General features: G+C 73.0%; 2 protein-coding genes. Both read left to right on the top strand.

All coding sequences use genetic code 11. The features are described 5' to 3' along the window. Positions 1 to 131: 131 nt before the first annotated feature. On the top strand, positions 132 to 1787 hold the full coding sequence (locus AC6JA9_RS28675; RefSeq protein WP_267700273.1) for a DEAD/DEAH box helicase: 1656 nt from the start codon (positions 132 to 134) through the stop codon (positions 1785 to 1787). A 129-nt stretch (positions 1788 to 1916) separates the two neighbouring features. Further along, positions 1917 to 14192, top strand: coding sequence for a tetratricopeptide repeat protein (locus AC6JA9_RS28670; protein ID WP_497958142.1), 12276 nt, complete (start codon positions 1917 to 1919; stop codon positions 14190 to 14192). Positions 14193 to 14286: the final 94 nt, after the last annotated feature.

The raw sequence follows: 14286 nt of genomic DNA, 5'->3' as shown, positions 1-14286 counted from the left end.
GTCAGGGCCCGCGCCGTGATGGTCCTGGCGGTGGATTTGGTGGCCGCGGCGGTCCCGGAGGCCCTGGTGGTGGCAGGGGCGAGGGACGTGGCCGCGGCGAGGGTCGGGGTCGTGGCCGCGACGAGGGCCCCGTGGGCCCGGGCCAGCGGGTCATCTCCGAGCTGAGCGTCCTGGAGAAGGCGCTGTCCAAGACGGACTTCACGGCCGAGAAGGCCCCGCTGCAGGCGATCGTCCGCTCGCTGCGGCCCATGCGGCTGAAGTCCCTGGATGATCTGGACCTCAACACGCGAGGTCGCCTCATCACCACGATGCTGCGCGTGCAGCGTCAGCCCAAGCCGGCCGCGCCGGAGGCTGCCGCCGCCGACGCGGCTCCGGCCGAGGCCCCCGCGGCTGCTGCGGAGGCGGCGGCTCCGGCCGAGGGTGCCGAGGCTGTCGCCACGGAGGGCGCGCCCGCGGAGGCGGCGGCTCCGGCGGCGCCCGCGGTGGACCCGGCGAAGGAGAAGTTCGACGCGTGGACGGACGTGCTGTTCCTGGTGGGCCAGGTCTGGCGCGCTGCGGGCGACAAGGAGCGCGCCGAGGCGGCCTTCACCGCCAGCGGCCGTCAGCCGGGCCCCGAGGTCGAGGAGCCCCAGGCGCCCGCGCAGGCCCGGACGGAGTCGCGTCCGGAGCGCGGTGAGCGTCGCGAGCGCCCGGAGCGGGGCGAGCGTCGGGAGCGCGGTGAGCGTCCGGAGCGCGGCGCGTCCGGTGAGCGTCGTGAGCGCCCGGAGCGGGGCGAGCGTCGGGAGCGCGGTGAGCGTCCGGAGCGCGGCGCGCCCGGTGAGCGCCGTCCGGTGCCCGAGCTGACCGGGGACTGGAAGGAGCAGGCCAAGCAGCTGGAGGCCATGGGCCGCACGCGTGACGCGGGCCGGCTCCACGAGCGCAACGGCGGCTTCGCCGACGCGGCGCGCCTGTTCGAGGCGGGCGGGGACCTCAAGAGCGCCCTGCGCAACGCCCTCGCGGGTGGGGACAACGACTCCGCGCGCAAGCTGGTGAGCACGCTGCCGGCGGATCAGCTCGCCCCCACGCTGGAGAAGGCCGGCGCCTACGAGCTCCTCATGGAGCACTACGTGGGCAAGGGTGACTTCGAGAACGTGGCGCGCCTGTACGAGCGGGCCCGCCAGTTCGACCAGGCGGCGCTCGCCTATGAGCGCGCGGGCAAGCTGACCCTGGCGCGCAAGTCGTACGAGCGCTCGCGGGACATGGCCAGCGCCAACCGCATCCGCGGGCTCGAGGTGAAGAGCCTGGTGGAGCGTGGAGACCGTCTGGGCGCGGCCACGCTGCTCGTGGCGGCCGGCCAGCGCCGCGAGGCGGTGGAGGTGCTCGGCACGCTGCCTCCGCCCAAGGCGTTCCACTTCATGCAGCGGCTGAAGCTGGACGACGAGGCGAAGGAGCTGGCGCAGCGCGAGCTGGCCCGGGCCGAGTCGGAGCAGAAGCCCGCGGGCCGTGCCCGCTGGCTGGAGCTGCTGGGCGACGTCGCCGCGTCCGCCGAGGCGTGGGAGGCCGCGGGGCGCAAGGACAAGGCCCTGCCGCTCCACGAGAAGCTCGGCAACCTGACTCGCGCCGCCCAGCTCGCGGAGGAGCTGCAGCAGCGCGACAAGGCCGTGGCCCTCTACACCCAGCTGAATGACAGCGCGGGTCTGGAGCGGGCCAAGGCGCTGCCCGAGGCGGCTCCTGCTCCGGCTCCCACCGAGGCGTCCGCCGGGGGCGAGGACGGGGACACATCCCCCGACGCTTCCTCGGCCGAGTAGCAAGAAGGCCAATGATTCCCGCCCTTTGGCGGGTTTTGCACGATTGCTCGGGGGCGCTCGCGGCCGGTAGAGTCCGGCGGCTGGCGCCCCCGCTGCGTTCCATTTTCACCCCCGAGGCCCGCCGTCCCCATGCAACAGCCCACGTCTGCTCGACCCACGCTGCGCGTGTCCGATGACCGGAGCTTCGTCGAAGCCGAGGCCGCCCTGGAGAAGGCCGGCCGTGTGGAGGAGTTGATCCGCCTGTACGAGGGGCGCTCGCGCGACGTCGCCAGTGACGAAGCGGTGCGCCTGTTGTGCCGCGCGGCGGAGCTCGCGCACGAGCGGCAGCGCAACGCGCCGCGGGCGGAGGAGCTGCTCAAGCGCGCGCTGCTGGTGGCGAAGGAGCCGCTGCCGGCGCTTCGTGGCCTCAAGCGCCTGCACGAGTCGCGGCAGGACGCCGCGGCGCTGTCGGACGTGCTGGAGAAGCTGGGCAGCGCGACCCAGGGCGAGGAGAGCGCGGGCCACTACCTGAAGGCGGCGGACCTCTACGAGCAGAAGCTCTTCCGTCGCGACAGGGCGGTGCTGTGCCTGCAGCGCGCGGCGCGCGCGAAGTCGGACCGGGCCATCTTCCGGCGGGTGCGGCAGCTGCTCCTGTCCGAGGAGCGCTTCCAGACGGCGTTCGAGGCGCTGGAGCGCGAGCGCGAGGCGCTGGGCGACGCGGGCATGGCCGAGGAGTACGCGGCGCTCGCCGAGCGACTGGTGGACGACCCCACCGAGCACGAGCTGGCGCAGCGGGTGCTCGACGTCGCGCGGACGTTGGAGCCGCAGAACGCGCGCGTGGAGAAGGCCACCCGCGCGCTGCAGCGCTTCGAGCAGACGTGGCGCGACCGCGTGCGGATGCTGCGCGGCATGTCGCTGGAGGAGCGCGACAGGAAGAGCGCCGCGCGGCTGTCGCTGCTCGTGGCGAAGCTGTTCGCCTGGTACGACCCGGGCTCGGCCGGCAAGGTGAAGGAGGCGTTGGACCGCTGCTTCCTGCTGTGGCCGGGCATGCCGGAGGGCCTGTCCCTCATCGAGAAGATGGCCGCGCGCGCGGGCACGGACTTCGCGCCGGCCATCGAGCAGATTGAAGCGATGGCGGGCGAGGTGAAGGACCGCGGCGCGCAGGTGGACCTCTGGCTGCGCGTGGGCACGCTGCGCCTGGGCCGGCTGAACGACGCGCCCGGCGCGCTGGCGGCCTTCGAGAAGGCGGTGGCGGCGGACCCGTCGCGCGCGGACGCGGCGAGCCTCACGGCGGAGCAGCTGCTGGAGGGCGGCCGGGCGCAGGACGCGGTGGTGGTGCTGGAGCGCTACCTGGGCACCGTGAAGGACAAGTCGGGCCAGGCGGCGATGCGCCTGCGGCTGGCGGAGCTGTGTCTGACGCAGCTCAAGGACGGCGCGGCGGCGCGCGCGCACCTGGAGGCGGCGCTCAAGCTGGACCCCACGCACGCGCTGGCGGCCTTCCAGCTGGCGCGGCTCCTGGCGGAGGACGAGGAGCTGGAGGCGGTGGTGCCGCTGCTGGACCTGGCGCTGCTGGCGCCCCGTCCGAGGGCGGAGCGGGTGGCCTTCTGCGAGGCGCTCGCGCTGATGTTCGAGGAGAAGGACGACGCGCGCGGCGCCTTCGAGGTGCTGTCGCGGGCGCTGGAGTTGGATCCGGCGCGTCCGCTGCTGCTCGGCTCGGTGGTGGAGCACGCGGAGAAGGCCAACGCGCGGCCCGCGCTGGCCCTGGCGCTCCAGCGCGCGGCGCAGGCGGCGCCCGTGGTGGAGGTCGCGGCGACGCTGTGGCGGCAGCTCGCGCAGCTGCTCGAGGGACCGCTGGCGGACCCCGTGCGCGCGGAGGCGGCGTGGCGCGAGGTGCTGGTGCGGGTGCCCGGTGACGAGGCCGCCGCGGAGGCGGTGAAGTCGCTGCAGGCGGCCGCGGCGCTCGCGGACGACCCGAAGGCGCGCATCGAGGCGGAGGTGACGCGGCGCGAGGCCGCGGGCGCTCCGCCCGAGGAGCTGGAGCCGCTGGTCCGTGAGTGGACGCAGCTGGCGCCCGACGAGGTGGGCGCGGTGCAGCGGCTGCAGGCCTTGTGCGTGGCGTTGTCCCGCTTCGACGAGGCGGCGGCGCTGGCGGGGCGGCTGGCGGCGCTGGCGGAGACGCAGCTGGAGCGCAACGAGTGGACGGCGCGCCAGGCCAAGCTGTACGCGGAGCGACTGGGACGTCAGGAGGATGCGGCGGACCTGTTCCTGGGCCTGCTGACGGAGAACGTGTCCACGGGCGTGGTGGTGGGCGGCCTCGAGCGCCTGGCGGCCTCCGGCGTGAGGACGCAGGAAGTCACCGAGGCGCTGGCGGCGCACTACGGGCGCACGGGCGACCACCAGCGTCAGGTGGCGGCGCTCCAGCAGCAGCTCGAGTCCACGACGGACGGGGCCGCGCGCAAGCGGCTGTTCTCGCTTCTGGCGAGCATCCACGAGAAGCAGCTCGCGGACAGCCGCGCGGCCTTCGATACGCGCGTGCGCGTGGTGCGCGAGGACCCTCGGGATGAGTCCTCGCGCGGCGAGGCCTTGCGGCTGGCGAGGGACCTGTCGGCGCACGCCGAGCTGGGGCGCGTGCTGCGTACCCTGGCGGCGGAGGCCGAGGACCCGGCGGTGGCGCTGTCGCTGCTCACCGAGGCGGCGGGGCTGGCGGAGGAGGGCGGGCTGGTGGCGGAGGCCATCGCCGCGCTCGAGGCGGCGGTGGAGCGCGCTCCGGAGTCGGGCGCGGTGTTGCAGCGACTGGTGCGCCTGTACGGTCGCGCGGGTCGCGCGGCGGACGCGGAGGAGCTGCTGCGCAAGCGCATCCAGGGCGCTCGCGGCGCGGAGAAGCTGGAGCTGCTGCTCCAGTTGGTGGACCTGAACACGGAGCTCGGGCGTCCGGCGCAGGCCGCCGAGGCGCTCCAGTCCGCGCTCTCGCACGGCGCCGAGGAGGGGCGGCACCTGCCGCGCCTGGCGGAGCTGTACGAGAAGGCCGGCCGCACGCGGGAGCTGGGCGACACGCTGGCGCGGATGATTGGCCTGGCGGAGTCGGCGGGTGAGACGGACAAGGTCTCGCGGCTGAAGCTGCGCCGCGCGCAACTGCTGCAGGGCCTGCAGGACGGCAGCGCGGAGGCGGTGAGCAGCTACGCGGACATCCTGCTGCAGCGCCCCTCGGACCCGGACGCGCTCGCGGCGCTGGAGGCCATGCTGGCGTCGGGCACGGCGCGCGAGGCCGCGGCGCGCGTGCTGTTGCCCGCGCTCGAGCGGACCAAGGACTACCGCAAGCTGGTGGCCACGCTGGATGTGCTGGCGGAGGTGGCCAAGGACGACGCGGCGCGGGTGCAGGTGCTGCGGCAGGCCGCGCAGGTGCATCTGGCGCATCTGCGGCAGCCGGAGCTGGCGTTCGCGGCCCTGGCCCGCGCGCTCCGACTGGCGCCCGGCGACGCGGGCCTTCGCTCCACGGCGCGTCAGGCGGCCGAGGACGCCGACGCGTTGGACAGCTACGCGGAGATCATCGAGGAGCTGGCGGAGGAGGGGGACGTGGGCTCCGCGCGCGCGGCGCTGCTGCGCGAGCTGGCCGAGGTGCAGGAGAAGAAGCTCGACGACAAGGCGGGCGCGGTGAAGGCCCTGCGCGCGCTGCTGGTGCTGGAGCCGGGCAACCTCGACAGCCTGCGCGCCTTGCAGCGGCTGCACCGGGGCGGCGAGGAGTGGGCCGCGCTGGCGGAGGTGCTGGAGAAGCTGGCGGCCGCGTCGCCGGAGCCCGCCGAGCAGCTCGGGTTCCTGCGCGAGGCCGCGCTGCTGCACGAGGCCCGCCTGTCGGACCTGGAGAGCGCGGCGGAGGCGTGGCGCGCCATCGCCCAGCGGGACCCGGGCAACCGCGAGGCCGCGGCCACGTTGGACCGGCTCTACACGGAGCTCGGGCGCCATCAGGACCTGGCGTGGGCGCTGGCGCTGCGCCGCAATCAGGAAGGACAGAGCCCGCAGGGCCGCGAGGTCTCCTTCCGCCTGGCCGAGCTGCAGCGCACGGTGCTCGACGACTCGAACGCGGCGCTGGGGCTCTACAAGCGCATCCTCGCGGAGGACTCGGGTCACCCCGGGGCTCGCGCCGCGCTCGAGGCGTGGGTGAAGGCGGCGGTGTCCGCCAGTGGCGCCGCGCTGGATGTGTTGGACCCGGTGCTCGTGCAGGTGGGGGACCATGCCCGCCGCGTGTCGCTGCGCGAGGCGCGGATGGAGTCCGCGCTCACCACGGAGAAGATCCTCCTCGCCGGGGAGATTCGTCGCATCTACGAGCGCGACATGAGCCAGCCGTCGCTGGCCTTCATGTCCGCGGTGAAGTCCTTCGCGCAGGGCCTGGACCGGGACGGTGTGCGCCCCGACCTGGAGCGCCTGGCGCGCGAGACGGGCTCGCACGAGGTGCTCGCGGAGATCTACGAGACGGCGGCGGTGGAGCTCACCGAGGGTGACCCGGCCGCGCTGGACCTGCTGCGCCGCGCCGCGGAGCTGCGCGAGTCGTTGGACCAGCCCGAGGAGGCCGCGCGCCTCTGGAAGAACCTGCTCGCGGACGCGCCGCAGGACCGCCAGGCGCTGGAGGCGCTGTCCCGGCTGTACGAGAAGGGCCAGAACGCCAAGAGCCTGTCGGAGGTCTACACGCGTCAGGCCCAGCTCTCCCAGGACGCAGAGGAGCGCGTGGGGTTGTTGCTCAAGGCGGGCGAGGCGTACGCCAACGCGGGTGAGGACGCCCGGGCCATCGAGACGTACCGCTCGGCGCTGGCGCTGCGGCGGCTGCCCGAGGGGCTGCTCGCGCTGGAGCGGCTGTACGCGAAGGCGCGGCGCTTCGTGGAGCAGGCGGACGTGTTGGATCAGCTCGCGGACGGCGCGGCCGACGACGCCGCGCGGCGGGGCTGGCTGCTCAAGCGCGCGCAGTTGCTCGAGAAGGAAGTGGGCCCGGCGGAGGCGCTGCCCGTCTATCGCCGGCTCCTGGAGCTTGCGCCCGGGGATGGCCAGGTGGTGGCGGGCCTGGAGCGGCTGATGGCGCACGACGGGCCCCGCGTGGAGGCGGCGCGCCTGTTGGAGCCCGTCTACCGGGGCCTGAACGACACCCGGAAGCTGGTGGAGGTGATGGAGGTGCTGCTGCCTGGCGTGGCGCCGGAGCGGCGGCTGGAGCACATCCAGGAGATCGCCACCCTGCGCGAGGCGCTGGGGCAGACGTCGCTGGCCTTCGTGGCGCGGCTGCGCGCGTTCAACGAGTTCCCGCAGGAGACGTCGGTGCGCGACGAGCTGGAGCGGCTCGCGGCGGACTCCGGCTCGTTCGAGGAGGTCGCGGGCGCGTACGAGGACCAGCTCGAGCGGGACACGCAGGAGCCGCTCGCCGGGGACTTGTGGCGCCGGCTGGCGGCGCTCTACGACAACCGCCTCAAGCGCTACGACCTCGCGGTCCGCGCGCTGGAGGAGGTGAGTCGCAGGGACCCGAAGAACAAGGCGGTGCTGGAGTCCATCGCCCGCGTCCATCGGCGCACGGGGGCTCACCGTGAGCTGGGGCTGGTCATGCGGCGGCAGGTGGCCGCGGAGCCGAACGCGGCGTCGCAGGTGAATCTGCTGTTCGAGCTGGCGCACCTGGCCGAGGAGACGCTCGCGGACAAGGCGCTGGCGGCGCAGGCGTACCGCGAGATCCTTCTGCTGCGTCCGGAGAACGCGAACGCGCTCAAGCTGTTGGGGCGCGTGCTGGCGGAGATGGAGCGCTGGCCGGAGCTGGCGCAGCACATCGAGCGTGAAATCCAGCTCGCCGACGCGCGCGGTGCCCAGGAGGAGTCGTCCGATCTGCGCGTGCGGCTGGGGCGCCTGAAGTTCTCGCGCCTGGACGACCCGCGCGGGGCGCTGGAGCTGTACCAGTCCGTGCTGGAGCGGCGGGCGGGACACGCGGGCGCGGTGGGTGCGCTCGAGGAGATGGCCCGCTCGGAGAGCCCGCTGCGTGGCGCGGCCGCGAGCGCGCTGGAGCCGGTCTTCGTCGCCGTCGGCAACCACCTCAAGCAGGTGGAGATGCTGGAGTCGCGCGTGTCGGCGGAGGCGGTGCCCCAGGAGCGCGCCGCGCTCCTGCGCCGCATCGCCGAGATGTACGCCGGTCCGCTGGAGAACGCGGAGATGGGCTTCCTCGCCGCGACGCGCGCGTTGCGTGAGCTGCCCGATGACCTGCGCTCGCTGGAGCTGTGCGTGTCGCTGGTGGACCGCGCCGAGGCCCCCGAGGAACTGGGCGCGGTGCTGATGGAAGTGGCGCCCAAGGCGGGAGACGCGGCGCGCGCAGAGCTGTACCGCGCGCTGGCGCGGCTGCAGACGGACCTGGGCGAGCCCGCCGAGGCGCTGGCGTCCTGGAAGCGCGTGCTCGAGCTGCGGCCCACGGACGCCGAGGCGCTGGATGGCACCGTGCGACTGGTGGCGTCGCAGGGCAAGCCGACGGAGCTGCTCGAGGTGCTGCGCCGTCAGCTGGCGGTGGCCGAGGAGCCCGCGCGCCGTGCGGCGGTGCTCTTCCAGATCGGACACCTGCAGGAGGAGCAGCTCCAGGACGCCCTGGGCGCGCTGGCGACCTTCCGGCGCCTCCTGGAGCTCAAGCCGGACGACGTGGCCGGCCTGGAGCGCATGGAGGCGCTGTGCCAGAAGCAGGAGCGCTGGCCGGAGCTGGCGGACGTGCTGGCCCGCCGCATCGCGCTGATGCCTCCGGAGGCGGGGCTGGAGCTGAAGTTCCGCCTGGCCTCGGTGCGCGAGACGCGGCTGTTGGACCGCACGGGCGCGCTGGCGCTGTACGGCGAGGTGCTGACGGTGCAGCCCAACCATCCGGGCGCGGTGGGCCGGATGGAGGCGCTGGTGTCGCGCGAGCCGCAGAACCTGCTCGCGGTGGAGACGTTGCTGCGCGCCTTCCGCGCGAGCGGCGACGTGCCTCGGCTGGCGCAGCTCATCGAGACGCGCGTGGGCGTGTCCACGGATGCCTTCGAGCGCAAGGCGCTGTTGGGCGAGCTGGCGACGCTGCGCGAGTCGCAGGGCGAGTCGGAGCTGACGTTCCTGGCGCTCTTCCGCGCCTTCAAGGAGGACCCGAACGACGGTGAGGTGCGCCGTCGTCTGGAGAACGCCACGGATGCCTCGGACAGCTACGACGAGCTGGTCGCGGCGTACGAGGAGGCGCTGCCGCGCGTGGCCGAGGCCGCCGACGCGGCGCAGGTGTGCCTGAAGCTGGGCCAGCTGCTCGAGTCGAAGTTGAGGGACTCGGACCGCGCCGTCTCGTACTACGAGCGGGCGCGCACGCTGCATGTCGCGGTGCAGGCCAAGGCGCTGGTGGCGCTGGACCGGCTGTACCTGGAGCTGCAGGCGTGGCCGGAGCTCGCGGGCATCCTGGAGGCGCTCGTCACCGGCGCCACCGAGCAGGCCGAGCGCGTGGGCTACCTCTTCCGCCTGGGACAGCTCTACCAGGAGCGGCTGGACAGTCCGGACCGCGCGGCGAGCGCCTACGAGGGCATCCTCAAGCTGGAGCCCGGGCACCTGGCGTCCGCGCGGCTCCTGGAGAGCATCTACGAGGCGGCCTCCGCGTCGGAGAAGCTCTACGCCATCCTCAAGCTCCAGTCGGAGAAGGTGGCGGGGGCGGAGCGGGACCGCGTCCTCGCGAAGATGGCGCAGGTGTCCGCCGAGGGGCTGTCGGACCTGGGCGGCTCCATCGAGCTGTACCGCGAGCTGTTGGCGAAGAACGCGCGCAACGACCAGGCCTTCTCCGCGCTCGAGTCGCTGTACGAGCGGGCGAACCGTCCGGAGGACCTGCGCGCGCTGCTCGAGGGCCGTCTGGCGATGACGCTGGACCCCCGTGAGGTGGTGCGGCTCAACGAGCGGCTGGGGCGCGTGGTGTACCGGCTGCTCAAGCAGCCCGAGGCCGCCGTTCCGTACTTCAAGGCGGCGTTGGACCGTGACGCGCGCAACCGCGCGGTGCTGGACACGCTGCGCGAGCTGTACGACGAGACGGAGCAGCGCGAGGAGCTGGTGGGCGTGCTGCGCCGCCTCATCCCGCTCCAGGAGAACAGCGAGGGCGTGAAGGCGCTGCGCCTGCGCCTGGCGGAGGTGCTCGCTGGGATGGGGCGCCGCGAGGAGTCGCTGGACGCCGCCCGTCGCGCGTTGGAGGTCGAGCCCCACCAGGTGGCCGAGCTGGAGCGCGTGCACACGCTGTTCGTCTCGCTGCGCGCGTGGAACGACGCGGTGCGCGCGCTGGAGCTGAAGGTGCAGGTGCACCTGGGCGCCGAGGAGCGTGAGCGCGCCGTCGCCACGTACTACGAGGTGGCGGATCTGTGGGCGGGGCCGGGCGGTAAGCCCGAGCAGTCCACGGGAGCGCTGGAGAAGGTGCTGGAGCTGGACCCCGCCAACCGCACGGCGTACGAGCGCGTGTGCGACCTGTACCGGACGTACAACGACTGGCGCGCCTACGCGACGGCCGTCGACCGGTACATGCCCCACTTCGTCACGGACGAGGAGAAGATGGCCGCCCTGCGCGAGCTGGCTCGCGTGCAGGAGGAGCGGCTGGGGCAGAAGGACGTGGCCTTCCTGGCGCTCTGCCGCGCGCTGCAGCTGGATGCCTCGGACGACACGCTCCGCGAGGAGGTGGAGCGGCTGGCGGACGAGACGGGCAGCCACGAGGAGCTGGCGGCCGTCTACGAGGAGGTCGCGGACGAGCTGCCCCGTGGGCCGCTGGCCGAGCGGCTGTACGCGACGCTCGCGCGGGTCCACGACACGCGGCTGGATGACCCGCAGGCCGCGGAAGGGGCGTTCCGGAAGATCCTCGAGTTCGACCCGACCAACGCCACCGCGCTGGATGGACTGGCCGCGGTGTTCCAGCGCCGGGGCCACGAGCGCGAGTACGTGGTGGCGCTGGAGCAGAAGCTCGAGGCCGCCGGCTCCATCGAGCAGCGCAAGGGCATCCTGCGGGAGATTGCCCGCGTCTGGGACGAGAAGCTGGAGGACCCGTCCGAGGCCGCGAGCGCGCTGTTGCGCGCGCTGGAGCTGGAGCCGGACACCGAGACGCTCGGCGTGCTCACCGCGCTGTACCGGCGGCAGCGCGCGTGGCGCGACGTGGCCATGACGCTCCTGCGCGCCAGGGATCTCGCGGACACCGCCGAGGAGCGCGCGCGCATCCAGGTGGAGGTCGCCGGGGTGTTCGAGCGCGACCTCTCGGACGACGAGTCCGCGGTCGCCGCCTACCGTCAGGCGCTGGAGCTGGACCCGGTCAACCGCGAGGCGCTGGAGTCGCTGGAGCGGCTGCACACCAAGCTGGACCAGCCCGCGGACCTGCTCGCCATCTACGAGCGGATGCTGGAGCTGAGCGACGACTGGCGCGAGAAGGTCCGCGTCCTGTTCCGCAGTGCCACCATCTGGGAGGACAAGTACCAGAACCCGGCCAACGCGGACGTGTGCGTGGAGAGCGTGCTCTCCATCGACCCGCAGAACGTCCAGGCCATCAAGGTCCTCATCCGCCTGCGTCGGGTGCAGGGCCGCTGGGAAGACCTCATCAACGCCTACGAGCGGCAGCTCTCGCTCGCGGTCAGCCCCGAGGAGCAGGCGGAGCTGTACGTGGACATCGGCAACGTCCAGTACCAGAACCTCAAGGCGGTGGACCGGGCCGTCAACAGCTACCACGCGGCGCTCGCGGCGGACCCCGGCAGCCGGCCCGCGCTGCACGCGCTGGGCAAGCTGTACGAGCGCAGCGGCAATTGGCCCTTCGCGCTGGAGATGCTGCAGAAGGAAGCGGAGCTCGCCGGCCAGTCGAAGGACGCGGTGGAGCTGTACTACCGCCTCGGGAAGATCAACGAGGACATGCTGATGGACACGGGCAGCGCCCGGAACGCCTATCAGCTGGCCATCGCCATCGACGCGGGCCACCTGCCCAGCCTCCGCGCCCTCAAGGGCATCCTCGAGCAGGACAAGGACTGGAGCGGCTACGAGCAGACGCTGCGTCAGGAGGCCGAGCAGACCGAGGACCCGGTCGCCAAGGGCAAGGCGCTGCTGGACGTGGCGCGCTACCACGCGGAGACGCGCGAGGACCGCGACACCGCCACGGGCTACTGGGAGGAGGCGCTCAAGCACATCCCGGACAGCATCGAGGCCGCGCGTCCGCTGGCGGACGTGTACATCGCCCACGAGCAGTGGTCCGACGCGGAGCGGATGCTCGACATCGTCACGCGCAAGCTGTCGGAAAAGGCGATGGTGGAGAAGGACGCGGCCACGGCCGCGGACCTGTGCCGCCAGCTCTACCGGCTGGGCTACGTGGCGGAGAAGCTGGGCCGGCGCGACAAGGCGCTCAGCTGCTACGAGACGGCGTACGAGCGCGACGCGACGTACCTGCCCGCGCTCGAGGGCTACGGCAACCTGCTCGTGCAGACGCGCCGCTACGAGGGCGCGCTCAAGGTCTTCCAGACCATCCTCATCCACCACCGCGAGGAGCTCACGGACCTGGAGGTCGTGGAGGTCTACTGGCAGCTGGGTGACATCCACGCCGCGCTCAACCAGGCGGACCGCGCCCAGAACCACTTCGAGAAGGCGCTGGCCATCGACCCGGGCCACGAGCCCACGCTGCGCGCGCTCGTGGTGCTGATGGACAAGGCGGGCCAGTTCGAGAAGTCCGCGGACCTGCGCCAGCAGCTCGTCGGCGTGCTGGAGGGCGAGGCCAAGGTGAAGGTGTACCTGGACCTGGGCCGCATCTCCCGCGATGAGCTGCACGACCCGTACATGGCCATCGACGCCTTCACCGGCGCGCTGCGCGTCCAGCCCGACGCGCTGGAGGTGATGGACCAGCTCTACGTGCTGCTGCGTGAGACGCGACAGGGGCAGAAGGCCGCGGACGTGCTGGCGCGCATGCTGGCCCTCCCCGCGCTGGCGTCGGAGCCGCACAAGGCCAAGCGCGTCTGGTTCGCCCTGGGCGAGCTGCGCCGTGACGACCTGAAGGACGTCGAGGGCGCGAGCCAGGCGTTCAACGCGGCGTTGGACCTGGACCCCCGCTTCGTCGAGGCGTTCAGCTCGCTCGAGGCGATGCTCGGTGGCGCCCGCCAGTGGAAGTCGCTGGAGGAGAACTACACGAAGATGCTCGGCCGTCTGCCCAAGACGCCGGAGACGCACGTGGCGCGCATGGCGCTGTGGCGCGCGCTGGGGGATTTGTACCACCAGGTGCTCAAGCACCCGGAGGGCGCGGTGGCCGCCTACGGCGTGGCCGCCAAGGGCCTGCCGGACGATGCCGCGGTGCAGGAGACGTACGCCGAGCTCGCCGGCAACCTGCCCGGCAAGGAGGAGGAGGCCATCGCCGCGCTGCGACGCGCGCTGCCTCACACGACCGACGCGCGGAAGATCTGCGGTCAGCTCGTGCGGCTCGCGGCGCTGCGCAAGGACTACGACCTGGCGTGGCTCGCGGCCCAGGCCGCCTCGGGGCTGCTCGGTGAAGCAGGGGAGGACGAGAAGGAGATCCTCTCCAAGCTGGGGCCCTACGCGAAGAAGAAGGAGGTCGCCCAGCGTCCGGTCGACGACCGGCTGTGGCACACGCACCTGTTCCACCCGAAGGCGCGAGGGCCGCTGGCGGAGCTGCTCGGTCTGCTCTTCGCCAAGGCGGGACACCTGTACGCGGTGCCCTTCACCCAGTACCAGCTCGTGCCAAAGAAGCACCGCATCGACGTGGCCAGCGCGCAGGAGTACCACGTGCACCACTACCGGTACGTGGCGCGCCTGTTGGGCATGGAGGCGGTGGAGCTGTACTCGCCGTTCCTCGTGGCCACGCGCGAGCGCATGGCGAAGCGCTCCAACGAGCCCGCGCCCGAGCCGCTCGTCAACGTGGAGCTGCTCCAGACGCATCCGCCGTGTGTCCGCGTGGGCGGCAAGTACTTCGCGGAGCAGGGCCAGAAGGAGGTGTACTACCTCCTGGGCCGCGCGCTGGCGCTGGCGCGTCCGGAGCTGGCCTTCGCGCAGTACGTGCCGGCGGAGCGACTGGAGGCCATCCTCCAGGCGGCGCTGAACCTCGTGGTGGGAAATGTGCGCGTCGCCGAGTCGCTCCACGGCGTGGAGATGGAGCGGCGGGCCCTGGAGAAGGTCCTCACGGACGTGGACCGCGCGGCGCTCGCCAAGGCGGCCCGGGCCTGGCTCCCCACGGCGACGCCGCAGTCGGTGCGTCAGTTCCTGGAGGGCGCGGAGCTGACGGCCGCGCGCGCGGGCCTCTTCGTCGCTGGGGAGATGGAGCCGGTGCGCCGGCTGGTCCAGGGCGAGACGGGCTCCACCTTCCGCGTCGCTCCTCGCAACAAGCTCAAGGAGTTGCTCGTGTTCGCGACGTCCGAGGAGCTGCACCACCTGCGTGTGGCTGTTGGCACACACGTGGAGGTGCAGGTGCGCAGATAGCGCGGTAGAACCCGGGCAAGGGTTCACGCGTTGATGAGCAACCGGGCGGTCGAGGTACTGATCCTTGACCGCCTCGGGTGGCCACTTCTACGAT

This window comes from Myxococcus sp. MH1, from assembly GCF_059738865.1.
This window is presented reverse-complemented; position numbering and strand designations above follow the sequence as displayed.